This is a genomic window from Nocardia sp. NPDC052001, assembly GCF_040680615.1.
Lineage (GTDB): Bacteria > Actinomycetota > Actinomycetes > Mycobacteriales > Mycobacteriaceae > Nocardia.
On record NZ_JBFAXC010000002.1, the window covers coordinates 1,495,101 to 1,519,216 of the forward strand.

Below are 24,116 nucleotides of genomic sequence, written 5' to 3' on the forward strand. Positions count from 1 at the left end.
CAAGTAGCAGTAGACAACGACGAGGGAGCACGACCATGTCTCACCGGAACCTGACCCTGATCCCCCTGGCGGCCGCCGTCGTCCTGGCGACCGTCACCGCATGCGGCACCGATGACAAGGCCGCGAGCAGCACCTCGAGCCCTGCCACTTCCGCCGCAGCCCCGGCCGGATTGAGCTGCGGCGGTGCGGGAATCGATGAGCAGGCCCAGATCAAGTACCGCACCGAAGCCCTGATCAAGGCACCCCTGAGCACCATCTGGAAGCTGCAGACCGATGTCGAGAACTGGCCGGCATGGCAGCAGCCGGTCGAGAGCAATAAGCGCCTCGATCAAGGCGAACTCCGGGACGGCTCGCAATTCCAGTGGCGCACACCGGTTCCCGCCTCCGCCACCACACCGGCCACCACCCTGGTCATCACCTCGACCGTGCACCAGATCCAGCCCGAGAGCTGCATTCGCTGGAGCGGTCCGGCGGTCGGCGACGGCCTGCGCATCGACAATGGCGTGCACATCTGGAATTTCATCCAGCAGGGCGACAGCGTCCTGGTCCGCACCGAGGAGAATTGGAGCGGCTCCCAGGTCGAAGCCGACGTCGCCACCTCCACCGCCTTCCTCAGCGCGGGGCTGGAAGCCTGGCTGAAGGACCTCAAAGCCGCCGCCGAGGCGCACTCCTGAAACGCGCCCGGGCGCAGTTCGGCAGCATCGGCGTGTCGATGCGCAGCGAATCTGAATTGTCCGATTTCATTGCGATTCATGACGCGAAGCGGCGGCGGGACCTGGCGGGCGGCCTTCGTCGCGGCGACGGCGTTGACCACGGTGATCGTCTGGCCCGGTATCGCGGCCGCGCAGCGCGAACCGGCCTGTCTGAGCGGGAATCTCAGTTACACCCGGCCGGATGCCGAAGCCGGAACGGAATTGCCCGAGGTGACTTCCCCGGCCCGCAATGCCAATTGGGCGCTGTACGACACACCTCGGCCCGGGCTGTTCGACCGGCCGCTCGCCGCGGATATGACCGACGGGGGCGGGAATTTCCACGCCTGCGCCGAACATGCGGCCGGGGCGGATCTGTATCTGATGTTCATCGCCGAGAGTTCGGGGCTGTGGCAGGTGCTGCCGCAGGCCGGGGATACCGAAGCGCCGTACACCTTCACCGTCGCGGCCCCGGCGGTCACCGGTTCTCGTGATCTCGGCGCGGTGGCCGTTCCGGACGAGATGGCCGGGGCGTGGAAGGTACTCGACTCCGTCAACCTGCTGTGGTGGCAGCGTCCAGCCGCCGCCGGTGACTGCTGGCTGCCCGAATCACACTGCACGCCAATGTCATTCGTCTGGCCCGCGCAGTCCGGCAGTTCCTACTTCACCACGGCTGGATTCGTCTATCTCACGCAGGACGACGCGAACACCAGGCATGTGACCCTGCACGAGGCGGGCCACAATCTGCAATGGCTGTGGCAGCACCGCAGGTGGGCCGATGTCACCAATTGCAGTCCGCACTACATCAATCTCGCCTCGTCACCGTCGTGCGCGTTCACCGAGGGGTTCGCCGACGCGGTCGCCATGCACGCCGTCGGCGATTACCGATTCGTCTGGGGTTCGGGCTTTTCCGCCGATCTCACCAATGACGCGAATACCCGCGGCTGGGATCTCGGCGATGCCGTCGAGGGCCGGGTGGCGACCTCGCTCATCGACCTCTGGAACGGTCCCGATCACGGCTGGGACGCCACCCTGCGCATCCTCGGCAAAACCGTCCCCGCCGATTTCCACGACTACTTCTACAACGACCGGCCCAGCGAAAACCTCGGCACCACAGGCGAAGCCGCCGACATCATCCACGAACACACCGCCGATCAGGCCAGCCCCAACGCCGCGGCCGCACCGCAGCCGATCGACGATCTTCGGATACCCCTCGGACCGCCGGACAATGATCCGGGCGTCAAACAGGAACCCGAGCACCGGTGGAAGACCACGCACATCCGCTGGACCCTGCGGCCGCCCAACCCGCGCCCGGTCGACTGATCCCGATCACCGCTGACAGGTCGAGGTGAAGGACGCGCCGGCGAAGAGGTCATCGATCCATCCCAGCCACCGCTCCGAAATCTGATCCGGCGCATCGTGACCACCCGGGACCACCTCATCGTGCACCGGCGTCCCCAGCGCGCACATCTTCGCGACAGCCGCATTCGACCATTCGGTACTCACCAGCTTGTCCGCATCGCCGCGAGCGATATAGGTGGGCACTGCGCTCGCCACCTTCGGCAGATTGGTGCGCCCTTCCAGATCAACGACGGCCTGTGCGGCGGCGTCATCAACGAATCGGGCATCGGCGGGCGTCGCCGCGGCGGCGAGCGCGAGATCGGCCGGGGTCATATCGCCGGTGCACTGCGCCGCCAAACGTGGTGCGGCACCGAGCAGATCACCGTGAATCACCCGGTCGTAGTCGTAGTTCGGATAGTGGTACCGCACGGCCTCCACCAGATACGGCAGGATCAGATATTGATCGGGAACATTGAGCGTGCCCGCCCGGATCGCCTCCGCGAATTTGATCTCCAACGCCGGTGACAACAGCACCGCTCCCCGGATATTCAGTTCCGGCGCATAGGATTTCGCCGTCTCCGACGCCGATTCAGCGGCCCGTCCACCCTGCGAGATCCCGACCAGCACGGTCTCGCCCGCCAACGGCGCACCGGTCGCCCGCGCCGCACGCACCGAGTTCACGATGTCGTATCCGGATGACGGGGTGTCCACATATGGTGCGGCCCCCGGTCCGTCCAGCCCCTGATAGTTGGTCATCACCACCGCCCGATGCCCCGCCAGCATCGCCGCCACCGCGGGCGCGGAACCGAACAGGTTCGGTGAATTGGTCGGCGCGCACGAGCTGACCACCCCGGAGGTGCCGTGCCCGAGGGCGATCACCGGCCAGCCCCCGGCGGGCGTGTCACCCTTGGGCAGGAATACCGCACCCGACACCTCGATCGGCTTCCCGGCCGGAGAGGTCGATTCATACCGGATATAGGTGGCAGTGGAAACGGCCGCCGACAATGCCGGGTCCAGATTGGTCAGCGGGCTCTGCGCCATCAGCGCACCGGGAGTATCCGCCGTCGTTTTTCCGGTATCGGAGGCCGTACCGCAGGCCGCCACGATCACGGCGGCCACGATCGGGAAGAGAATTCGCGTTCGCATACCACTCCTGCTTCCGAGATTGGCTACGATCAGACCATGCGGTCCATTTGGAAGGGCTCCATCGCGTTCGGGCTGGTCAACGTCCCCGTGAAGGTCTATACCGCCACGGAAGACCATGACATCAAATTCCATCAGGTACACGCCGCCGACGGGGGGCGGATCAAATACGAGCGGGTCTGCACGGTGGACGGGCAACCCGTGCAGTATGCCGATATCGACAAGGCGTACGAATCCCCCGAGGGGGATCGCGTGATTCTCACCGATGAGGATTTCGCCAAACTCCCCGCCGCCGAGAAGCATGAGATTCCGGTATTGCAATTCGTGCCGGCCGAGCAGATCGATCCCATGCTCTTCGATAAGAGCTACTTCCTGGAACCGGATTCGACCACGCCCAAAGCCTATGTGCTGCTGGCGAAAACACTCGAACACACCGATCGCGTGGCACTGGTGCATTTCACCCTGCGGCAGAAGACACGACTGGGAGCGCTGCGCGTGCGCGACGGGGTGCTGGTGTTGCAGGCGCTGCTGTGGCCCGATGAGGTGCGCGCGGTGGCGTTCGACAAACTCGACGGGGTATCCGAGCCGCGACCGCAGGAATTGCAGATGGCCGAGACCCTGGTCGATACGCTCTCGGACGATTTCGATCCCTCGCAGTACGTGGACGAGTACCAGATCGAATTGAAGAAGATGCTGGACGAGGCCATCGCCAGCGGTAGCGGCAAGGTCACCCGCGCGCCCGAGAAGGCCGCGCCCGAGATGGACGCCGAGGTGGTGGATCTGGTCGCGGCACTGCAACGCAGTCTGGAGGCTTCCGGGCGCAGCACCGGGAAGGCCGCATCGGGCCCCGCCAAGGCCGCGAAGGCGACCAAGGCCACGACCGCCGCGAAGAAGGCACCCGCCAAGAAGACCGCGGCGAAGAAGGCACCCGCCAAGCAAACCCGCAAGGGCGCGTGAGACCGGGCGGGTGAGAACCGCATCCACCTGGCAAACTGTCGGGTATGGAACCCGCCATAGCCATCGTCCCCATGGGACTCGGACATCTACGCCAGGTCCTGGATCTGGGTTACGAGGTCTTCGACACCTCCACCAAGCCCTACACCTCCTGGTCGCTCACCTCGGTGGCCGAGCATATGGACAGCCCCAGCCGCTCCTGCTGGGTGGCGGTGGATTCGGATCGGGTGGTGGGATTCGTGCTGGGTTCCATGGAATTCGAATTGCGCGATGACTGGGGCTATCTGGAATGGATCGCGGTCGCGCCGGATATGCAGGGCCGCGGTATCGCCGGACGGCTCATGTCCGCCTGCTGCGACACCCTTTTCGAGGGCGGCGCGCGGCGGATCGTCACCGATGTGGAGATCCACAACACCGCCTCGGCGTCACTGATGAAGCGCAACGGCTTCACCGAGGGCACCACCGTCACACTGTTCGTGCGGCCGAATCCGGTCCCGCTCGAGGAGACCGTCGCCGCCGGTGACAGCGATCAGGTCACGCTGACCCCGGGCACCAAACGCGAACTCATCCGCAAGGGCCGCATCGCCGGTGAGGGCGGCCGCCCGCGCGTGGGCCGCTAGCTCCCCTAGGCGTCGGCGGCGGCACGGGCCCGGCCCTCCCGGAAGAATTCCAGCAGCGCCTCCACCGTGCCCGCCTCAGCCCGGGAGCGTTTCGCGCCGAACGGGGCATTCCAGAACTCGCCGTGCCGCCGCGTCCACGGGCCGACGTAGGCGTATGGCTGCGGATTCTCCCAATCCCCCGGCGACACACCGTAATTCACCTCGCCCACGGCGACCGACAGGTCGAAATGCTCCGGCCACAGCACCGGCTGTTCGGCCGCGAAACGCCGTAATGCGGTGTCCCCCACCGCGAACCAGTCGTGTACCGACACCGCCGCCTCGGTATCCACCACGAAGGGCTCGTCCGGGTCCATACCCGTACCTTCGCAATACAACCCGTCGGGCGGGCCGTCGGCCTCGAACCCGGCGGCGATGGCGAGTTCGGTATAGCTGCCGTGTAATCGGATTCGGCCCTGCGGCCAGACCAGATCGGGCCCGGTCACCGACACCGGCCACTTCACGCCGGTGAAACCACCCAGCACGATGCGCATGCGAATACTGCCGAACCGCCGATACTGCGGACCCGCGATGAGCAGTTCCGCCGCCGCGTGCATCGCGAACCGGGTGTCCTCATAGGTGATGTCGTCCACCTGGAAATCATCTCCGGCCGGACAGGTGGTTTGCTGGAAAACGGGCCCTGGCAAACAAAAGTGCGCCGCACCGGAAATCCGGTACGGCGCACGGGCGGCGAGTGCGCTAGCGCGCCCTCGCCAGTGTCAACGCGCGTTATCGGTGCACGCCGACAGAATCACCTTGGCTCCGCGCGGCGATGCGGAACCGACGTCCGGGAACTTCGGCGCGCTGTTACCCAGCACGTCGATGGCGCCCTTCTCGGCGTCTACCTTGGTGGCCGCCCACGCCCAGCCGAAGCGGGTGTCGGCGCCCTGTGCGACAGCGCCGCACGCGTTGGCGAAGTGCACGACGACCTCACAGTCGCCGCCACCGCACTTGCTGACGGCGGCGCCATCGGCACCGCCCCAGCTGCCATAGTTGACCGCGTATGCGACATTTCCGGTGCTCCGAGACAGCGCCAGGGCGCCGTACAGATCACCGGAAGCGGCCGTGAAGCCCGGCGCGTCTTCCGCCGCATTGGCGGGACCGGCGGCCATGATGCCCATCGCGGCCATCGAGGTGATGGCGAGGCCTATTCCGGCCTTGCGCAGCAACGACATTCGATACTCCCCGTGATGAATTATTGGAACGGGTCGAATCCTTGTCGAGGGACCCCATATTGTCCAATCCGGTCTTACCGGACGGAATCAAACGCGGCGCATTACCGAGACGACTTTGCCGAGCACAACTGCCTTGTCACCATCGATCACGTCGTAGGCGGGGTTGCGCGGCTCCAGATAGACATGGCCGTTACGTCGGCGATAGACCTTGACGGTGGCTTCACCGTCGATCATGGCCGCCACGATTTCCCCGGAGTGCGCCTCGCTCTCCTTGCGGATCACCACGATGTCGCCATCGCAGATGGCCGCGTCGATCATCGAATCACCGCGCACGCGCAGGCCGAAGACGGTGCCGCGGCCGACCAATTCGCGCGGCAACGACAGCACGTCATCGGTGTGCTCCTCGGCCAGGATCGGCGTGCCCGCCGCGATATCGCCGACCACCGGCACCGGAACCGAATCGCCGGAGGTCTGCCGCGGCGCGGCCGACTCGAGGAACAGCCGCACATCCATCGGACGGGTGACCGATTCGCTGCGGGTGAGGAAACCGCGCTCCTCGAGCGCCTTCAAATGCTTCGATACCGACGAACCGGATTTGAGCCCGACCGAGTCACCGATCTCGCGGGTGCTGGGCGAATACCCGTGCCGCTGTACCCAATCGCGGATCGTGCAGAGAATCTGCTGCTGGCGCGGGTGCAGGCTGGAGGTGTCGAGGTGGGCGAACCCGTCGAAGTCGTCGTATCCGGTCACCCGCGCATCCTACGGTGCGGCGACGCGGTTGCTCGCCGACTGCGGCCAACGGTCCGCGTGTGTCGCCGCCGTGCACTAGTTTGGTGCGGTGAGTTGCGAATTCGTCGTACTACCGGCAGATTCCGTTGCTTCCGCCGATGAGGTCGAAGCGTATGCAGCCGCCAGCGGCGGCATTCCGGCGGTGAGTCTGGGCCCGGTACTGGCCGGGCTGTGGCGCTGGAATACCGAGATCCCGGTCTGGAACGGGCGCATCACGCTGGCCGCGGTGGGCGATTGCGTCCGGGTGACGGTGCCCGATCACGCGGCCTGGCGCGCACTGCTATGGATCGAAGAACTCATCGCCGGAACCGAATTCGCGCTCTACGATCCGCGCGACGGCAGTCTGGCCGGACCGGAAATGCGGGACTTCCGCGTCAATGTCGGCGGTGCGCGGTATTTCAATGTGCTCACCCAGCGCCAATTGCACTCCTGGATACCGGAATTGACGACGGTCGCCCGCACACCCTTTCTGATTGTCCAGGAGCCGGATGATCCGGACACCTTCATCCAGACCTACCGGCAGCCGACCGGTGAATTCCTGCTGGAGTACCGCGACGGCGGGCATATGTTCAGCACCACCCTGGACAATCCGACGCGCATCGCCGACTACATGTGGGACTGGGCCGATGATCGCCGCAAGAACCTCGACAAACTGTTCTGGACCAAACGTCCCTGATTCCGGCGCGATTCAGTAGTAGAAGCACACCAGGCCGGTGCCCTCGGCCTGGCAGGTGCGCGCCCATTCGCGCATTTCCGCCACCGAGCCGCGGATGGAGTCATCGGTGAGCAGCTCCAGATCGACGGCGTTCAACGTGTCCGCCATGGCATCGATGCGGTAGCCCTCCACGAAGCCGATGCTCGGGAAGTCATCGATGGGCGGCAGGTCGATGGGCGCACCGCCGAGCACCAGCTCCGCCGGATCGAACTCGACGCCGATATCGGCCAGCGCCTGCTCCACCATGGAGAAGTACCGGAATCGCATACCCGCCCAGTGCGCATTGCCGAGCAGCTTGCCGGAGTGGTGGCACAGCACCTCGAGCGCATGCCCGTAGGTCGGCCCGAAATCCTGCTCCATCGGCTCGCCCAGCAGCAATTGCCGCATCACATCGCGCGGGGTGAGCCCGAGCTCCTCGGCCTCATCGAGCCGATCCAGCACATGCTGCGGCGTCGACCGCACCACGGCATCCGCGAACTCCTGGCCATAGGATCCGACCAACCGGATCCCTTCCAGGTCAACGGCATACGGGCTGACAATGTAGGACAAGGCTCCCCTTCCGGCGCGACGCGCACACCCTAACAGCACCCGCCCGCCCGCCGCCGGGGTCGATATCACCCCGAGATCTGGAGGACGAACACCTCATTCCGATCCCGATCCCGGAACGGCCCTGAGATGGCCGAATTCCTCGACCGGCACACCTGGGCGGCTACGATCGTGATGACGGGACCGGCGAGCTTTCTCAGCGGAGGCGGCATGCGGCATCGGATTCGAATCATCTTGGTAGCCGCGTGCTTTGCGATACCGGCGGCGGTCATACCGGTGGCGGCGCGGGCCGAGCAGCCCGAGATCGTGAGCGTCCACATCGTCGACGATCGCACACTGTCATTCCAGGTGTATTCGGCGGCGATGGACAAGCCGATTCGAGTGGATGTGCTGCGGCCCGCGGATCGGACCCGGCCGCATCCGACGCTGTATCTGCTCAATGGCGCGTCCGGCGGATACGGCGGCAAGAGCTGGCAGGATCGCGCGCCCGAGGTCTTCGATTTCCTGGCGACCAAGGAGGTGAACGTCGTCCAGCCCATCGGCGGTATCGCCAGTTTCTACGGTGACTGGCGCGCACCCGATCCGGTGCTGGGCGTGAACAAATGGAAGACCTTCCTCACCGCCGAACTGCCACCGCTGATCGATAAAGCCTTGGGCGCCAATGGTATCAATGCGATCGCGGGCGTATCCGGGTCCGCAACCGCGGTATTGAACATGGCCATCGCCGCACCCGGACTGTTCCGCGCGGTGGCGGCCTACAGCGGCTGCCCGCAGATCAGCGATCCGATCGGGCACGAATTCGTGCGCGTGGTGGCCGAATTCGTCGCGGGCGGCAATCTCGACAATATGTACGGTGCGCCGGACAATCCGCTGTGGGCCGAGAACGATCCGTACGTGCATGCCGAGAAGCTGCGCGGTGTGGGGCTCTATCTCTATAGCGGCACCGGTGTTCCCGGTGGTTACGATGGGTACAGCGACGAATTCCGCACCGCGGCGGATGTGGTGGACCATCTGATCGTGGACGGCGTGACCGAGGCCGCGACCGGCTTCTGCACGCGCAATATGGTCGATCGGCTCCTCGAGCTCGGAATTCCGGTGACCTACGATCTACCCCCGGACGGCGGACACGCCTGGCAGTACTGGCGGGATCAGCTGATCAAGAGCTGGCCGGTGCTGGCCGAGGGCCTCGACATCGAGGCGTGAATCCCGGACGATAGTCCCGCCGGTATCACTCCGGAGAGCTATTCCATGCCGTACCAACGGGTTACGGCGAACGAGAGATACGCCGATAGCTTCGGGGCATGACGACATCCGGCTTGGTACCCGAGTCAGCTTCACGGACATCGCGACGCGGCGCCGATGGTGATTACGCCCGGCTACTGCGCCGGATTTCCGATGCGGGACTGATGGATCGGCGGCCCGCCTACTACGTTGCCCGCTTCGGACTCGTCGGGTTCGCGTTCATCGGCGGATGGGCGGCGTTCCTGCTCGTCGGCGATTCGTGGTGGACGCTGCTGGTCGCCGGGTTCATGGCGGTGGCGTTCGCGCAGGTCGCGCTGGTCATGCACGATGTCGCGCATCGGCAGGTCTTCCGGCTGCGCAAGCCGACCGAGCTGGTGGGACGGATTGTCGGCAATGCCGGAATCGGCCTGGGGTACGGGTGGTGGCAGGACAAGCACACCCGCCATCACGCCAATCCGAACCACGAGGACCTCGATCCCGATGTCGCACCGGACATTCTGGTCTGGTCGCAGCGGCAGGCGCGGTCCAGTCGCGGGATCGCCCGGATCGTCGGGCGCGCGCAGGCGTATCTGTTCTTCCCACTGCTGCTGCTCGAAGGGCTGAACCTGCATCTGGCGGGCGTCCGCGCGCTGGGAAATCGATCGGTCAAACATCGCCGCATGGAGGGTGCGCTGCTGTTCACCCATTTCGCGCTCTACCTGATAGCGGTGTTCGCGGTGCTGCCCGCAGATAAGGGCCTCGCGTTCATCGCGGTGCATCAGGGTCTGTTCGGTCTCTACATGGGATGTATTTTCGCCCCCAACCACAAGGGCATGCCGACCCTGACCGGTGACGAACGGCCCGACTACCTCCGCCGCCAGGTGCTCACCTCACGCAATGTGCGCGGTGGCGTGCTGACCGATATCGCGCTGGGCGGACTCAACTATCAGATCGAGCACCACCTGTTCCCGAGCATGCCGACGCCGAATCTGCGGCATGCCCGGCTCATCGTGCGCGACTACTGCGCCGAAATCGGTGTGGCGTACCACGAGACCGGACTGGTCTCGTCCTACCGCGAGGCGCTGCGGCACCTGCATCACGTCGGCGCACCACTGCGACAGTCGGAAATCAGCGCAGAAAGCTGACCAGGGCCGCCGCCACCGGGCCGGGATTCTCGACCTGGGGGTAGTGGCCGGTCGCCGGATCCTCGTCGAGGACGAGGATGTGCGCATCGGGGAGGCGTTCGCGCAGCCGCGGCAGCACATGCGCACCGCTCACGGGATCGGCTGGGCCCCAGATGAATTGGACCGGACCCGGATAGCTCTCGAGGGCCGTGCGCCAGCGGTCGGAATGCGTGCGCCGCTCGTCGATATAGCGGAGCAGCCGGTGCTGTACCCGCTTACCGTTGTTCATCGTGGTGGACAGCCACATATCGTGCACGGCTTCGTCGCTGACCGGTCGGCCGAACACCTCGTGCAGCGACCGGTGATACATCGGCTCGCTCGACAGATGTTGCAGCACCGCGCCCGCGGGTCCGTGGAGCAACCGTTGTATCCGGATCGGTCGATGCAGGTCCGGATACAGACCGCCATTGAGGAACGCCGCCGAAGTAATGCGATTCGCGTTGCGGTGCAACAGCTCCTGAGCGACCGACACCCCGTAGTCGTGCGAGACCAGCGCGGTCCTGTCGATCTCGAACCGCTCCCACAGCTCCTCGATGATCGAGGCCTGCTCGGTGAGCCGATAGTCGTATCGTGCGGGCTTGGCACTGGCTCCGAACCCGAGCAGGTCCAAAGTCGTTATCCGGCAACCGGATTCGACCAGCGCCGGGACGATCGGCGCCCAGTCGTGCGATGAGGTCGGAAATCCGTGCACCAGCGTCACGGGCCGCCCATCCACCGGACCGTCCTGCCGGTAGAAGATGTCATGCCCACCAAGCTGTATATGCCCGCCACCGGCAATCCACTCATCAAGCCGCATACGGTATGCCTACCACACGAAATCACCCCCACCGGATTCCGGCGGGGGTGATGACAGGCTGTATGGCTAGACGGTGAAGCCGAGCGCGCGCAGCTGCTCGCGGCCGTCGTCGGTGATCTTGTCCGGGCCCCACGGCGGCATCCAGACCCAGTTGATCTGCAGGTCCTCGACCAAGCCGCTGCGGACCAGGGCATTGCGGGACTGGTCCTCGATCACATCGGTGAGCGGGCAGGCCGGGGAGGTCAGGGTCATATCCAGTTTGCAGATGCCGTCGGTGACGGTCATACCGTAGACCAGGCCCAGATCGACCACATTGATGCCGAGCTCGGGGTCGACGACATCGCGCATGGCCTCTTCGAGGTCCTCGAGGAATGCGGCGTCTTCCTCGCTCAGTTCCTGCGGCGCAACGGTTTCGGTGGTCTCGACCACGGCGTCGGCGTCTTTCACCGAGCCGTCGGCCGGAGTTCCGGTGGTCTCACTCATCGTTCTTCTTCTCCCCGTTCGACATCGGCAGCTTGGTCTCCTCGGCGGAGGCGATCTGCACCACCGCGTCCTTGAACGCCATCCAGCCCAGCAGCGCGCATTTCACTCGCGCCGGGTACTTGGACACGCCCGCGAAGGCGATGCCGTCGCCGATCATGTCCTCATCACCCTCGAGGGTGCCGCGGCTGGAGATCATCTCGTTGAACGAGTCGACCACCTTGAGCGCCTGCTGCACCGGCAGGCCGATGACCTGATCGGTGAGCACCGAGGTGGACGCCTGGCTGATCGAGCAGCCCTGGCCGTCATAGGACACATCGGTGACATCGCCATTGTCGTCCAGCTGTACGCGCAGCGTGATCTCGTCACCGCAGGTCGGGTTGACGTGATGCACTTCCGCACCGAACGGCTCGCGTAGGCCGCGGTGGTGCGGGTGCTTGTAATGGTCCAGGATCACTTCCTGGTACATCTGCTCCATGCGCATGATCTATGCAACTCCGAAGAAGCTCTGAGCCTTCCGCACCGCCGCCAGCAGCGCGTCCACCTCGTCGAGGGTGTTGTAGACGGCGAACGAGGCACGGGCGGTGGCCGGAACGCCGAGGCGGCGCATGAGCGGCCACGCGCAATGGTGCCCGACGCGGATCGCGACGCCCTCGTCATCGAGGATCTGGCCCACATCGTGGGCGTGAATACCGTCCACCACGAAAGATACTGCGCCACCGCGATTCAGGGTATCGGCCGGGCCGACGATGCGAACACCATCGATCTTGGCGAGCCCTTCGAGGGTAGCGGCTACGAGCGAATGCTCGTGCGCCGCAACCGCATCCATACCGATGGCTTCCAGATACCGCACGGCAGCGCCCAATCCGACGACCTGCGAGGTCATCGGCACGCCCGCCTCGAACCGCTGCGGCGGGGCCGCGTAGGTGGTGGCCTCCATGGTGACGGTCTCGATCATGGAGCCGCCGGTGATGAACGGCGGGGTCTCTTCCAGCAGTGCGTAGCGGCCGTACAGCACGCCGACACCGGAGGGGCCGAGCATCTTGTGACCGGAGAACGCGGCGAAGTCCACGCCGAGCTCCCGGAAGTTCACCGGCATATGCGGCACCGACTGGCAGGCGTCGAGCACCGTGAGCGCGCCGACTTCCTTTGCGCGACGCACCATTTCGGGCACATCGGCGATCGCGCCGGTCACATTGGACTGATGCGTGAACGCGACGACCTTGGTGGCGGGCGACAATTCGAGCGAATCGAGATCGATGCGACCGTCATCGGTGATGCCGTACCACTTGAGCGTCGCGCCCGTGCGGCGTGCGAGTTCCTGCCACGGAACGAGATTCGCGTGATGTTCGAGCTCGGTGACTACGATCTCGTCACCCGGTCCCACGTGGTACGGGAACCGGGAATCGGAGAACGCGTAGGTCACCAGGTTCAGCGATTCGGTCGCGTTCTTGGTGAACACGATCTCGCGCGCGTCCACGCCGACGAAGCGGGCGATATCCGCACGCGCGTCTTCGTAAGCGTCTGTGGCCTCTTCGGCCAGCTGATGCGCACCACGGTGCACCGCCGCATTGTGCTGGGTCAGGAAGGTGTGTTCCGCGTCCAGCACCGCCGCGGGCCGCTGCGAGGTGGCGCCCGAGTCCAAATAGACCAGGGGTTTACCGTCTCGCACCGTGCGGCTCAGGATCGGGAAGTCGGCGCGGATGCGGGCGACGTCCAAAGCAGGCACCGTAGTGGTCATCAGCAGGGGCTCCTAAACAGCAGCAGCGGAGGTGAAGCGCACGTAACCGTTCGAGTCGAGTTCCTCGGCCAGCTCCTTGCCGCCCTCGGCGACAATGCGGCCGTTCACGAACACGTGCACGAAATCGGGCTCGATGTAGCGCAGGATGCGGGTGTAGTGGGTGATCAGCAGAATGCCGCCGTTCTCCCGTTCCTTGTACTTGTTGACACCCTCGGAGACGATGCGCAGCGCGTCGACGTCCAGGCCGGAGTCGGTCTCGTCCAGGATGGCGATCTTCGGCTTGAGCAGACCCAGCTGCAGGATCTCCTGGCGCTTCTTCTCACCGCCGGAGAAGCCCTCGTTGACCGAGCGCTCGACGAAGCTGGGCTCGATCTCCAGCTCGGTCATGGACTCCTTGAGCTCCTTGACCCAGGTGCGCAGCTTGGGAGCCTCACCGCGGACGGCGGTGGCGGCGGTGCGCAGGAAGTTCGAGACCGAGACGCCCGGAACCTCGACCGGGTACTGCATGGCCAGGAACAGACCCGCGCGGGCACGCTCGTCGACGGTCATCTCCAGCACGTCTTCACCGTCGAGGGTGATCGAGCCGGAGGTCACCGTGTACTTGGGGTGACCGGCGATGGCGTACGACAGCGTCGACTTGCCCGAACCGTTGGGGCCCATGATCGCGTGCGTCTCGCCCGAGCGCACGGTCAGGTTGACGCCCTTGAGGATCTTGATGGGCTCGCCGGACTCGTCGGGGTTGGCGACCTCGACGTGCAGGTCCTTGATTTCCAGGGTGGTCATCGAATTCGAATTCCTTTGCGGGATGGGAAGTATGGGTGATCAGACGCCGACGGCGGCGAGTTCGGCCTCGATGGCCGCCTCGAGCCGCTCGCGGACCTCGGGGACCGTGATCTTGGAGATGATCTCGAAGAAGAAGCCGCGCACGACAAGTCGCCGCGCCACCTCCTCCGGGATACCGCGCGAGCGCAGGTAGAACAGCTGCTCATCATCGAAACGCCCGGTGGCCGAGGCATGTCCGGCGCCGACGATCTCGCCGGTCTCGATCTCCAGGTTCGGCACCGAATCGGCGCGCGCGCCATCGGTGAGCACCAGGTTGCGGTTGGCCTCGTAGGTCTCGGTGCCCTCGGCGGCCGCGCGAATGAGCACATCGCCCACCCATACGGTGCGCGCATCGGGCTTCTTCGAGGTCGGATCGCCCTGCAGCGCACCCTTGTACAGCACATTCGACTTGCAGTTCGGCTCAGAGTGATCCATGAGCAGCCGCTGCTCGAAGTGCTGGCCGTCATCGGCGAAGTACACGCCGAGCATTTCGGCGTCGCCGCCCGGACCGTCATAGCGGACGGTCGCGGTCAGGCGCACCAGATCGCCGCCCAGGGTGACATTGGTGTGCCGCAGCGTGGCATCGCGACCCAGCTTGGCGTGGTGCGCGGTGAGGTGCACGACATCGTCGGCCCAGTCCTGGATGACGATGACATTCAGCTTGGCGCTGTCGCCGAGCACGAATTCCACGTTCTCCGCGTAGGTTCCGCTGCCGCGCTGATCGATGACCACATTGGCGTGCGCGAAATTGCCCAGGCGAATCTGGGTGTGACCGAAGGCGGTCTTACCCTCGCCCGGACCGGTGACCGTGACGGTAACCGCCTCGGCCACTTCGGTTTCCGCGCCGACGGACACGATGGTCGCCTGCTCGAAGCCCGAGTACGCCTGTGCGGCAACACGATCGGTCGGGGTGCCGGCGACGCCGAGGCGCGCGTCGGTGCGATCGACAGTCTCGACGGTGACGCCCTCGACGGAATTCACCTCGACGACGGCCTGTCCGTCACGAACGGCGGTGCCGTCGTGCAGCCCGCGCAGGCGGCGCAGCGGGGTGAACCGCCACGCCTCGTCGTGCGCCGAAGGCACCTCGAACGCGTTCACGTCGAACGAGGCGAAGACTTCGCCCTTGTTCAGCGCCGGAGGACGAGCCTCGGCAGCAACGGCTACATTCTCGACCGTCATCAGCCGACGGCTCCTTCCATTTGCAGTTCGATCAGGCGGTTGAGCTCGAGGGCGTATTCCATCGGCAGTTCCTTGGCGATCGGCTCAACGAAGCCGCGCACCACCATCGCCATGGCCTCGTCCTCGGTGAGGCCGCGGCTCATCAGGTAGAACAGCTGATCGGCCGACACCTTCGACACGGTCGCCTCATGACCCATGGTCACGTCGTCCTCGCGGATATCGACGTACGGGTAGGTGTCCGAGCGAGAGATGTTGTCCACCAGCAGCGCATCGCACTTCACGGTCGACTTCGAGCCGTACGCACCCTTGTTCACCTGCACCAGGCCGCGGTACGAGGCACGACCGCCGCCGCGCGCCACCGACTTGGAGATGATGTTCGAGGAGGTGTGCGGCGCCAGGTGCAGCATCTTGGCACCGGTGTCCTGGTGCTGACCCGCACCGGCGAACGCGATGGACAGCACCTCGCCCTTGGCGTGCTCACCGGTCATCCACACGGCCGGGTACTTCATGGTGACCTTGGAGCCGATATTGCCGTCGACCCATTCCATGGTCGCGCCCGCCTCGGCCTTGGCCCGCTTGGTGACCAGGTTGTAGACGTTGTTCGACCAGTTCTGAATGGTGGTGTACCGGCAGCGGCCACCCTTCTTCACGATGATCTCGACGACCGCGGAGTGCAGCGAATCGGAGCTGTAAATCGGTGCGGTACAACCCTCGACGTAATGCACGTAGGCATCCTCGTCGACGATGATCAGCGTCCGCTCGAACTGACCCATGTTCTCGGTATTGATGCGGAAGTACGCCTGCAGCGGGATATCCACGTGCACGCCCTTCGGCACGTAGATGAACGAACCGCCGGACCAGGTGGCCGAATTCAGCGCGGAGAACTTGTTGTCACCCGAGGGAATGACCGAACCGAAGTACTGCTGGAACAGCTCCGGGTGCTCCTTGAGCGCGGTATCGGTGTCCAGGAAGATGACGCCCTGCTTCTCGAGGTCCTCGCGGATCGAGTGGTAGACGACCTCGGACTCGTACTGCGCGGCGACACCGGACACCAGGCGCTGCTTCTCCGCCTCCGGGATGCCCAGCTTGTCGTAGGTGTTCTTGATGTCCTCGGGGAGGTCATCCCAGGTGGCGGCCTGCTTCTCGCTGGACCGCACGAAGTACTTGATGTTGTCGAAATCGATGCCGTCCAGGTCCGAACCCCAGCTCGGCATGGGCTTCTTCTCGAAGATGCGCAGCGCCTTCAGGCGGAAGTCGAGCATCCATTCGGGCTCGCTCTTCTTCGCCGAGATGTCGCGTACGACCTCCTCGGAGAGGCCGCGCTTGGCACTGGCACCGGCGACATCCTTGTCGGCCCAGCCGTACCCGTACGTACCAATGGAGGCAATGGTCTCCTCTTGGGACAGCGGCTGCACCTGGTCAGTCGTAGTCGTCATTCGGCACTCCTTCCGGAGTCGTGTGTAGAAGTCGTTGCGGGCTGGGCAACGTGGGGTTTTGCGTTTTTAGGGGTAAGCATCAGCGGCACATGCGTGGTGCACGCGCAATCGCCATTGGCGATGGTCGCCAGTCTTTGTACATGGGTACCCAGGATTTCCTTGAACGCCTCCAACTCGGCGGCGCACAATTCCGGAAATTCCTCGGCGACATGCGAAACCGGGCAGTGGTGCTGGCAGATCTGTACTCCCGCACCGACTTTCCGGGTGGAGGCGGCGAATCCGGCTTCGGAGAACGCGTCCGCGATCTCATCGGCCTTATCGGTGGTCGCCTCCGGCGTATGCCGCTCCAACTGTCCGATACCGGCGACAATCGCGGCGACCCGCTTGCGCGCGAATTCGACGATGGCCTTATCCCCGCCGATCTCGCGCAGCTGGCGCATCGCGGCGCCGGCCAGGTCATCGTAGGCATGGCCCAAACGGCCGCGACCGGTGGCCGTCAACTGGTATTGCTTGGCCGGACGACCACGCCCCTGCTGCTGCCAGGACGCCGATCGCGCGGCCCGCGCCTCACCCGACTCGATGAGTGCGTCCAGATGCCGCCGGACACCCGCCGGGCTGAGGCCGAGCCGTTTGCCGATGGCGGTCGCGGTGATCGGACCCTCCTCCAGCAGTAGCTTGATCACGGCCTCGCGGGTGTGGCCCTCACCGGCCGGTGCGGGCACAACAGCAGGCCGGGCGCCCAGCTGGCGCCCGGTTTCCGCCTTCGCGTTCCGCAAACCCACGGTTTTCACAACATCAGTGTGACGGAATTACTTCCCGCGTTCCAGTAAGGGTCACCTGACTTTGGGGTGCCGGGGGTGTGAACCTTTGCACACCATCCACACGCGGTCCGACCGGCGCAAAGTTCGGCAATCTTATGGCTACCCTCGAACCTGACCGATTGAGCAGTCGGATCGACCCACAGGAGACACCCCATGGGACACGCGGTCGGCCAGTTCCTCAGCCATGCGGTGGGCGTAGCTATCAGCCCGCTCGCGCTGATAGCGGTGATTCTGCTGATCGCCACACCGCGCGGGCGCTCGAACGCGGTGGCCTTCATGATCGGCTGGGTGCTCGCGATCAGCGGGCTTTTCGTGGTGCTGCTGGCGATCGGAAGCGTGGCGGGAGCCGAACACGATGGACAGCCCGGCACCTGGGTGGCGTGGTTCCGGCTCATTCTCGGCGTACTGCTGGCGCTGATGACGCTGCGGCAATTGCGACTGGCCCGGGCGGAGAACGCGGGCATACTGCCCGCGCGACTGGCGCATCTCGAGCAGTTCCGGGGCGGGAACTGCCTGGCGCTGGGTGTGGTGCTGGCACTGGCCAATCCGAAGAACGTCACGCAGATCGCCGCGGGCGCGGTGACGACGGCCGAATCCACCGCGCATATCGCCGGAAGGGTCGGCGCGGCACTGATTTTCATCGCCATCGCCTCGGCCGGGGTGCTGGTGCCGCTATCCCTGCACTTCGTACGACGCGAGACCGCGACGGGCACCCTCGAACGCTGGAAGGAATGGACGGTGCGCAATCACTACGTGATCATGGCGGTGCTGTTCGCACTGCTCAGCGCGAAATCACTGGGTGATGGCATCAGCGGGCTCGCCTAGCGGTTCAGGCGCGGACGGCGACCAATTCGGCGGGCTCTTCCAGCAGGAGGGCATCGATAGACGGTGCGGGACGCGCCCAGCGCGACCGCTAAGCCGGTGGCGGGGCCGTCGAGCATGAGTCGCCGCATGCTTCGATCATCCCTAGAACGATCGTTCTATACACCTCACCTAGGGTGAGTTCTGCTCCGCTACAGCGATTTCCGCCAGGCTCACTCGGATGAGCCGGGCCATGGCCGCCGACACCGTATGCAGCGGCTCCTGCGACCGCCGCACCCGCGCCAGCAGGGTCGCCCCCTCATAGGCCGCGACGACCGTGGTCGCCAGCTCATGCGATTCCGCTTCGGGCAGGCCCATTTCGGTGAGCAGCTCCGCGAAACCCGCTGCCATGGCATCGAATGCCGAAACGCACGCGGTGCGCACCGCCTCCACATCACTGCCGCCGTCGAGCGCCGGAGTGCCGACCGGACAACCGTCGGTCCATTCCGAGACAGCGAGTTTCGCGGCCATGAAGTCGAACAGGCTTGCCGCCGTGCTGAACACATCCGCCGGGGCGTCCTCGATCATGCGCCCCACCAGCAGCCCGGTCCCCGCGATGGCCGATACCGCGATTTCCTCCTTCCCACCCGGAAAGTGGTGGTAGATGGACCCGTACGGCAACCCGGCCGCCTCGCTCAGCTTCTTCAACCCGAACCCGTGATAGCCGTGCCGCGCCAAAAGCCCGGCCGCCGCCACCTCGATCCGCCGCTTCGACTCGGAAACCATGCGTCAAGCGTATGAGCGAGGTCCGACACCGGCAGCGCGAATCGATCCGAACCGGCACAGATCACTCAATTGTTTTGCACGATGCGCACTTTCGCAGGCCGTGCGCCATCACCCGCCGTGCCGAACCACGCGGGGCTGGCGGTGGGATACGCCGCCCGCCGTTCGGTTCCGCCGACAGGTACGCCGCGCGGGCATTCCGGTTCCGAGAGTTCGAAGGACAGCCGGGTGGTGGCCGCGGGACAATCGCCCTCGCCGCTCCGGGCGTGCACCGAGTCCGCGCGGGCGGGTTCACCACTCGGCACAGCCGGGCGATCAGAGTCCGGTGGTACCCGCCCTACTAGGCTTGACCACCGTGGCGGTAGCGGACGGCGCGGGGCGCAAGGTAATGGAGCTGGGTCGCCGGGTGCTGGGCCTGGACGTGCGGCCGTCCGACCACACGATCGCGGTGTTGCACACCAATGAGTCCGAGGTGCCGGGGCTCGATCGGCGAGAAACGCTGCAGCTGATGCGGATCCGGTTGCTGGGGGCGACCGGGGTGGTCATCATGGCGATTTCGGCGCTGGGCGTGGGGGCGCAACCGGTACATCAGAATCCGACGTCCGGACTGCGGGTGCTGGGATTCTTCGCGCGGGCGCATACCTCGACGCTGGCCATGTGCATGATCGGCGCGACCCTGGTGGTGATGGCGTGGCTGCTGCTCGGGCGGTTCGCGGTGGGCGGCTGGGGCGGGAATCCACGGCATCGGCTCACCCGATCGCAGATGGATCGGACATTGCTGCTGTGGATCATTCCGCTCAGCGTCGCGCCGCCCATGTTCAGCAATGACGTGTATTCGTATCTGGCACAGAGTGAAATCGCGGCGCGGGGCTTGGATCCCTATCAGGTCGGTCCGGTCGACGGGCTCGGGCTCAGCAATGTGCTGACCAATAATGTGCCGAATATCTGGCGCGAGACGCCCGCGCCCTATGGACCGCTGTTCCTGTGGATGGGTCGCGGTATCGCGGAATTGACCGGCAGCAATATCATCGCCGGGGTTTGGATGCACCGGCTGCTGGCGCTCGCGGGCGTGGCGCTGATCGTATGGGCGCTGCCCCGGCTGGCCCGGCGCTGCGGAGTCGCACCGGTCAGCGCGCTGTGGCTGGGCGCGGCCAATCCGCTCGTGCTGTTCCACCTGGTCGGTGGCGTGCACAATGACGCGATCATGCTGGGGCTCATGCTGGCCGGATTGGAATTCTGCCTGCGGGCCATTGACGATTCGCCGGTATTCGACAGGAATGCCTGGGCCATGCTGATATTCGGTGCGGTCGTCATCACGCTGTCGTCATCGATCAAAATCACCTCGATCGTCGCGCTCGGTTTCGTCGGAATGGCACTCGCCCGGCGCTGGGACAATGGCATTCGATCGGTACTGCTCGCCGGTGCCATATTGGGCGCGCTCGCCATTGCCACAACGGCTTTCGTCAGTGGTTTCAGCGGGCTCGGATTCGGCTGGGTGTACACGCTGAATCAAGCCAGTACCGTGCGCAGCTATCTGTCACTGCCGACCGCGGTCAGCATCATCACCGGATTCGGCGGCGTACTGCTCGGACTCGGCGATCACACCACGGCTCTGCTCGATCTCATTCGCCCGATGGCCGAGATCGTGGCGGGATTCGTGATCATCCGCATGCTCGTGGCCACCTGGACCGGACGCCTCAATCCCATCGGCGCGCTCGGCGTCGGCCTCGGCGCGCTGGTGCTGCTGTTCCCCGTGGTGCAGCCCTGGTATCTGCTGTGGGCGATCGTTCCCCTCGCCGCCTGGGCGAACCGGCCCGCGTTCCGCGTGCCCGCCGTGGTGCTCTCGGTGGTGGTGAGCATGATCGTCATGCCGCGCGGTGCGGACTTCTATGTTTTCCAGATCGTCGAATCCGCCATCGCCACCGTGCTCGTGGGCGTGCTGTTCATTTTCCTGACCCGGAATGTGCTGCCGTGGCGCAATCAGCCGGGGGTGTCGGCTCCGTCACAGCGACCCACGGCTTACGGTGTCTCATCGTGACCGCAGCCTCCGAACCCGCCGTCAGAGTCGACGGCGTCGTCAAACGCTTCGGCGATACCACCGCGGTCGACGGACTCAGCTTCGAACTGCAACGCGCGCAGGTGCTGGCGCTGCTCGGGCCCAATGGCGCGGGTAAGACCACCACTACGGAAATGTGCGAAGGTTTCGTCGCCCCCGATGCCGGAAGCGTGCGCGTGCTCGGGCTCGATCCCATCGCCGATTCGGACAAGCTGCGCCCGCGCATCGGTGTGATGTTGCAGGGCGGCGGGGCGTATCCGGGTTCGCGCGCCGGGGAGATGCTGGATCTGGTCGCCTCGTATTCGGCGAATCCGCTCGATCCGAACTGGCTGCTCAAGACACTCGGTCTGCAGGACGCGCGCCGCACGCCGTACCGCCGCCTGTCCGGCGGTCAGCAGCAGCGGCTGGCCCTGGCCTGCGCCCTGGTCGGACGGCCCGAAATCGTCTTCCTCGATGAGCCGACCGCCGGATTGGACGCGCAGGCAAGGCATTTGGTGTGGGAGCTGATCGACGCGCTGCGCCGGGACGGGGTGAGCGTGCTGCTCACCACGCACCTCATGGATGAGGCCGAACAGCTCGCCGATCAGCTGGTCATCATCGATCACGGCCGCATCGTCGCCCAGGGCACGCCCACCGAGGTGACCTCGCACGGGGCCGAAGGCCGTCTGGCCTTCACCGCCCCGCCGAATCTGGATCTCGAACTGCTGGCCCAGGCCCTGCCGGAAGGCTTCACGCCCAAGGAATCCAGTCCCGGCTCCTATCAGCTGCACGGCGACATCACCCCGCAGGTGCTGGCCACCGTGACCGCCTGGTGCGCGCGAATCAATGTGCTGCCCACCGATATTCGCATCGACCAGCGCCGCCTGGAGGATGTCTTCCTGGAACTGACCGGACGGGAAATCCGCGGATGACCGAGACCACCAACCGCTTTGCACCCGGGACGTTCGCCCCCGCGCCGCAGCCCACCACGCGCGCCAAGATGCTCATCGCGCAGACGCGCATGGAGCTGATCCTGTTGCTGCGCAATGGCGAACAGCTGCTGCTCACCATGTTCATTCCGATCACGCTGTTGATCGGCCTGACGCTGCTGCCGATGAGCGGGCTGGGCGAGCACCGGGTGGATCGCGTCGTGCCCGCGGTGATGATGGTGGCGGTCATGTCCACCGCGTTCACCGGTCAGGCCATCGCCGTGGGCTTCGATCGGCGCTACGGCGCGCTGAAACGCCTTGGGGCGACACCACTCCCCCGCTGGGGCATTGTGGCGGGCAAATGCTCGGCCGTGCTGATCGTGGTGGTGTTGCAGTCGATCCTGTTGGGGGCCATCGGATTCGCGCTCGGCTGGCGGCCGTCGCTGGCCGGTTTGGCGCTCGGCGCGGTCGTCATCGCCTTGGGCACAGTCGCTTTCGGGGCGCTGGGACTGCTGCTCGGCGGCACCCTGAAGGCCGAGATCGTACTGGCGCTTGCCAATATCCTGTGGTTCGTCATGCTCGGCACCGCCAGCCTGGTCTTCATGTCCGATGATCTGCCGAACGCGGTCAGCCTGATCGCCCGGATCATCCCCTCGGGCGCGCTGTCGGAATGCCTCGAACAGGCGCTGCGCACCAGCATCGACTGGTACGGCTTGGCCGTGCTGGCCGCCTGGAGCGCGGTCAGCGGCTGGCTCGCCACCCGCTTCTTCCGCTTCGATTGACACCCGGAAGTCACGGGTAGCGCTTCCCTCCACGACACGCTGTAGTAGGCCGGATGCGGAGCGCGCGCACCACCCGGCTACCATCGTTGCCGTGCTATCTCGCGCCTTCCAGCGATTCGCCGACCTGTTCCCGATGCCGTCCCTGCGGGCGCAGCGCATCATCGCCTTCGCGGTGATCCTGTCGCAGGCCGGAATCTCGGTGACCGGAGCCATTGTTCGCGTCACCTCGTCGGGGCTCGGCTGCCCCACCTGGCCGCAGTGCTTCCCCGGCAGCTTCACGCCGACCGCGGTGGCCGAGGTGCCCGCGATCCATCAGGCGGTCGAGTTCGGTAATCGCATGCTGACTTTCGCGGTCACGTTGTGCGCGGCCGCGGTGGTGATCGCGGTCACCCGGGCGCGGCGGCGACGCGAGGTGCAGGGGTACGCCTGGCTGATGCCGGGCGGCACCGTATTGCAGGCGGTGCTCGGCGGTATCACCGTGCGCACCGGACTGCTGTGGTGGACGGTGTCGCTGCATCTGCTGGCGTCGATGCTGATGGTGTGGCTGTCGGTGTTGCTGTACGCCAAGATCAACGAACCGGATGCCGGAATCGAGACGGTGCGGGTTCCCAAACCACTCCGGCTGTTGACCGGGCTGAGCGCGATCGCACTGACCGGAACGCTGATCGCGGGCACTCTCGTCACGGGCGCCGGACCGCACGCCGGTGACAAGAGCATCGAGAAGCCGGTCGAGCGGCTCCAGGTCGAAATCGTGACGCTGGTGCATCTGCACGCCGAGTTGCTGGTCGCCTATCTGGCGCTGCTGGTTGGCCTGGCCTGCGGGCTGGCCGCGATCGGTATGAACAAGGCGATTCGTACCCGCATGATCGTGCTGCTGGTGCTGGTGTGCAGTCAGGCGCTGGTCGGGCTGGTGCAGTACTTCACCGATGTGCCCGCCGCGCTGGTGGCGATCCACGTCGGTGGCGCGGCCGCCTGCGTCGCCGCGACCGCCGCGCTGTGGGCCGCGATGCGCACCCGGGAATCGGTCACGGCCGAGGTCACCGAACCCGCGACTCAGGCGGCCTGACAGCACGATTCGATGCCTGCCCGCTGAACTTC

The 24,116-nt window shown here is 65.6% G+C and carries 26 protein-coding genes; 12 read left to right on the forward strand and 14 right to left on the reverse strand.

Translation table 11 applies throughout. The features are described 5' to 3' along the window. Positions 1-35 precede the first annotated feature (35 nt). Together AB0L82_RS15265 and AB0L82_RS15270 are read left to right on the forward strand one after the other, a co-directional pair. Positions 36-674: an SRPBCC family protein gene (locus AB0L82_RS15265; protein ID WP_364635797.1), complete on the forward strand. Its 639-nt coding sequence runs from the start codon at positions 36-38 to the stop codon at positions 672-674. A gap of 78 nt (positions 675-752) precedes the next feature. Then, on the forward strand, positions 753-2,012 hold the full coding sequence (locus AB0L82_RS15270) for a hypothetical protein (RefSeq protein ID WP_364635800.1): 1,260 nt from the start codon (positions 753-755) through the stop codon (positions 2,010-2,012). 6 nt (positions 2,013-2,018) lie between these two features. Here the strand turns inward: AB0L82_RS15270 and AB0L82_RS15275 are convergent, their stop codons facing one another. After that, entirely contained in the window at positions 2,019-3,176 is a 1,158-nt protein-coding gene (locus AB0L82_RS15275) for an alpha/beta hydrolase (RefSeq protein ID WP_364635803.1), read from the reverse strand. A gap of 36 nt (positions 3,177-3,212) precedes the next feature. Between AB0L82_RS15275 and AB0L82_RS15280 the strand changes: the two genes are divergently transcribed. Beyond that, positions 3,213-4,130 carry a Ku protein gene (locus AB0L82_RS15280; protein ID WP_364635806.1) on the forward strand — a complete coding sequence of 306 codons (918 nt, stop codon included), beginning with the start codon at positions 3,213-3,215 and terminating at the stop codon, positions 4,128-4,130. A 44-nt stretch (positions 4,131-4,174) separates the two neighbouring features. Further along, the gene (locus tag AB0L82_RS15285) at positions 4,175-4,747 is read left to right on the forward strand and encodes a GNAT family N-acetyltransferase (RefSeq protein ID WP_364635809.1); all 573 of its coding nucleotides are present in this window, start codon (positions 4,175-4,177) and stop codon (positions 4,745-4,747) included. A 5-nt stretch (positions 4,748-4,752) separates the two neighbouring features. Here the strand turns inward: AB0L82_RS15285 and AB0L82_RS15290 are convergent, their stop codons facing one another. From AB0L82_RS15290 to lexA, 3 genes are all read right to left on the reverse strand, one after another. Beyond that, positions 4,753-5,376 (reverse strand): hypothetical protein, encoded by a 624-nt coding sequence (locus tag AB0L82_RS15290; RefSeq protein ID WP_364635812.1) that lies wholly within the window; start codon positions 5,374-5,376, stop codon positions 4,753-4,755. 126 nt (positions 5,377-5,502) lie between these two features. Continuing rightward, positions 5,503-5,958: a DUF4189 domain-containing protein gene (locus tag AB0L82_RS15295; protein ID WP_364635815.1), complete on the reverse strand. Its 456-nt coding sequence runs from the start codon at positions 5,956-5,958 to the stop codon at positions 5,503-5,505. Positions 5,959-6,045: 87 nt separating this feature from the next. Further along, positions 6,046-6,708: a transcriptional repressor LexA gene (lexA, locus tag AB0L82_RS15300; protein WP_364635818.1), complete on the reverse strand. Its 663-nt coding sequence runs from the start codon at positions 6,706-6,708 to the stop codon at positions 6,046-6,048. Between the two features lie 88 nt (positions 6,709-6,796). On the opposite strand from lexA, the gene AB0L82_RS15305 reads away from it, so the two are divergent. Then, positions 6,797-7,423: a hypothetical protein gene (locus AB0L82_RS15305; protein ID WP_364635821.1), complete on the forward strand. Its 627-nt coding sequence runs from the start codon at positions 6,797-6,799 to the stop codon at positions 7,421-7,423. 12 nt (positions 7,424-7,435) lie between these two features. Here AB0L82_RS15305 and AB0L82_RS15310 read toward each other — a convergent pair whose 3' ends face one another. Continuing rightward, positions 7,436-7,963, reverse strand: a complete 528-nt coding sequence (locus AB0L82_RS15310) for a hypothetical protein (protein ID WP_364635825.1) — start codon at positions 7,961-7,963, stop codon at positions 7,436-7,438. Positions 7,964-8,137: 174 nt separating this feature from the next. Here AB0L82_RS15310 and AB0L82_RS15315 point away from each other — a divergent pair, with 174 nt between their 5' ends. Together AB0L82_RS15315 and AB0L82_RS15320 are read left to right on the forward strand one after the other, a co-directional pair. After that, on the forward strand, positions 8,138-9,211 hold the full coding sequence (locus AB0L82_RS15315; RefSeq protein ID WP_364635828.1) for an alpha/beta hydrolase family protein: 1,074 nt from the start codon (positions 8,138-8,140) through the stop codon (positions 9,209-9,211). A gap of 98 nt (positions 9,212-9,309) precedes the next feature. Next, positions 9,310-10,374, forward strand: a complete 1,065-nt coding sequence (locus tag AB0L82_RS15320; protein WP_364635831.1) for an acyl-CoA desaturase — start codon at positions 9,310-9,312, stop codon at positions 10,372-10,374. On the opposite strand, the gene AB0L82_RS15325 is transcribed toward AB0L82_RS15320, so the two are convergent. The 8 genes from AB0L82_RS15325 to AB0L82_RS15360 form a co-directional block, all read right to left on the reverse strand. Beyond that, positions 10,358-11,209: an alpha/beta hydrolase gene (locus AB0L82_RS15325; protein ID WP_364635834.1), complete on the reverse strand. Its 852-nt coding sequence runs from the start codon at positions 11,207-11,209 to the stop codon at positions 10,358-10,360. The two genes, AB0L82_RS15320 and AB0L82_RS15325, sit on opposite strands and share 17 nt — an antisense overlap. A gap of 66 nt (positions 11,210-11,275) precedes the next feature. Then, positions 11,276-11,692, reverse strand: a complete 417-nt coding sequence (locus tag AB0L82_RS15330) for a metal-sulfur cluster assembly factor (protein ID WP_364635837.1) — start codon at positions 11,690-11,692, stop codon at positions 11,276-11,278. After that, positions 11,685-12,173 carry a Fe-S cluster assembly sulfur transfer protein SufU gene (gene sufU / locus AB0L82_RS15335; protein ID WP_364635840.1) on the reverse strand — a complete coding sequence of 163 codons (489 nt, stop codon included), beginning with the start codon at positions 12,171-12,173 and terminating at the stop codon, positions 11,685-11,687. The genes AB0L82_RS15330 and sufU overlap by 8 nt, the downstream gene beginning before the upstream one ends. 3 nt (positions 12,174-12,176) lie before the next feature. Further along, entirely contained in the window at positions 12,177-13,430 is a 1,254-nt protein-coding gene (locus tag AB0L82_RS15340) for a cysteine desulfurase (protein WP_364635843.1), read from the reverse strand. Between the two features lie 12 nt (positions 13,431-13,442). Next, positions 13,443-14,213 (reverse strand): Fe-S cluster assembly ATPase SufC, encoded by a 771-nt coding sequence (gene sufC / locus AB0L82_RS15345; RefSeq protein ID WP_364635846.1) that lies wholly within the window; start codon positions 14,211-14,213, stop codon positions 13,443-13,445. A gap of 39 nt (positions 14,214-14,252) precedes the next feature. Beyond that, entirely contained in the window at positions 14,253-15,431 is a 1,179-nt protein-coding gene (gene sufD, locus AB0L82_RS15350) for a Fe-S cluster assembly protein SufD (protein ID WP_364635849.1), read from the reverse strand. After that, complete coding sequence (sufB, locus tag AB0L82_RS15355) at positions 15,431-16,867, reverse strand: Fe-S cluster assembly protein SufB (protein ID WP_364635852.1); 1,437 nt, start codon at positions 16,865-16,867, stop codon at positions 15,431-15,433. Before sufB ends, sufD begins: the two co-directional genes overlap by 1 nt. Next, a complete protein-coding gene (locus tag AB0L82_RS15360; RefSeq protein WP_364636117.1) occupies positions 16,864-17,643 on the reverse strand; it encodes a metalloregulator ArsR/SmtB family transcription factor in 780 nt (259 codons plus the stop codon). Before AB0L82_RS15360 ends, sufB begins: the two co-directional genes overlap by 4 nt. A gap of 198 nt (positions 17,644-17,841) precedes the next feature. Here AB0L82_RS15360 and AB0L82_RS15365 point away from each other — a divergent pair, with 198 nt between their 5' ends. Continuing rightward, positions 17,842-18,513 carry a GAP family protein gene (locus AB0L82_RS15365; RefSeq protein WP_364635855.1) on the forward strand — a complete coding sequence of 224 codons (672 nt, stop codon included), beginning with the start codon at positions 17,842-17,844 and terminating at the stop codon, positions 18,511-18,513. A 168-nt stretch (positions 18,514-18,681) separates the two neighbouring features. Here the strand turns inward: AB0L82_RS15365 and AB0L82_RS15370 are convergent, their stop codons facing one another. Beyond that, complete coding sequence (locus AB0L82_RS15370) at positions 18,682-19,275, reverse strand: TetR/AcrR family transcriptional regulator (protein WP_364635858.1); 594 nt, start codon at positions 19,273-19,275, stop codon at positions 18,682-18,684. Between the two features lie 385 nt (positions 19,276-19,660). Here AB0L82_RS15370 and mptB point away from each other — a divergent pair, with 385 nt between their 5' ends. The 4 genes from mptB (at position 19,661) to AB0L82_RS15390 (ending at position 24,084) form a co-directional block, all read left to right on the forward strand. Continuing rightward, positions 19,661-21,310 (forward strand): polyprenol phosphomannose-dependent alpha 1,6 mannosyltransferase MptB, encoded by a 1,650-nt coding sequence (gene mptB / locus AB0L82_RS15375; protein WP_364636120.1) that lies wholly within the window; start codon positions 19,661-19,663, stop codon positions 21,308-21,310. Further along, entirely contained in the window at positions 21,307-22,239 is a 933-nt protein-coding gene (locus tag AB0L82_RS15380) for an ABC transporter ATP-binding protein (RefSeq protein WP_364635861.1), read from the forward strand. Before mptB ends, AB0L82_RS15380 begins: the two co-directional genes overlap by 4 nt. After that, positions 22,236-23,018 carry an ABC transporter permease gene (locus AB0L82_RS15385; protein ID WP_364635864.1) on the forward strand — a complete coding sequence of 261 codons (783 nt, stop codon included), beginning with the start codon at positions 22,236-22,238 and terminating at the stop codon, positions 23,016-23,018. Before AB0L82_RS15380 ends, AB0L82_RS15385 begins: the two co-directional genes overlap by 4 nt. Before the next feature lie 133 nt (positions 23,019-23,151). Continuing rightward, on the forward strand, positions 23,152-24,084 hold the full coding sequence (locus tag AB0L82_RS15390) for a heme A synthase (protein WP_364636123.1): 933 nt from the start codon (positions 23,152-23,154) through the stop codon (positions 24,082-24,084). Positions 24,085-24,116 lie beyond the last annotated feature (32 nt).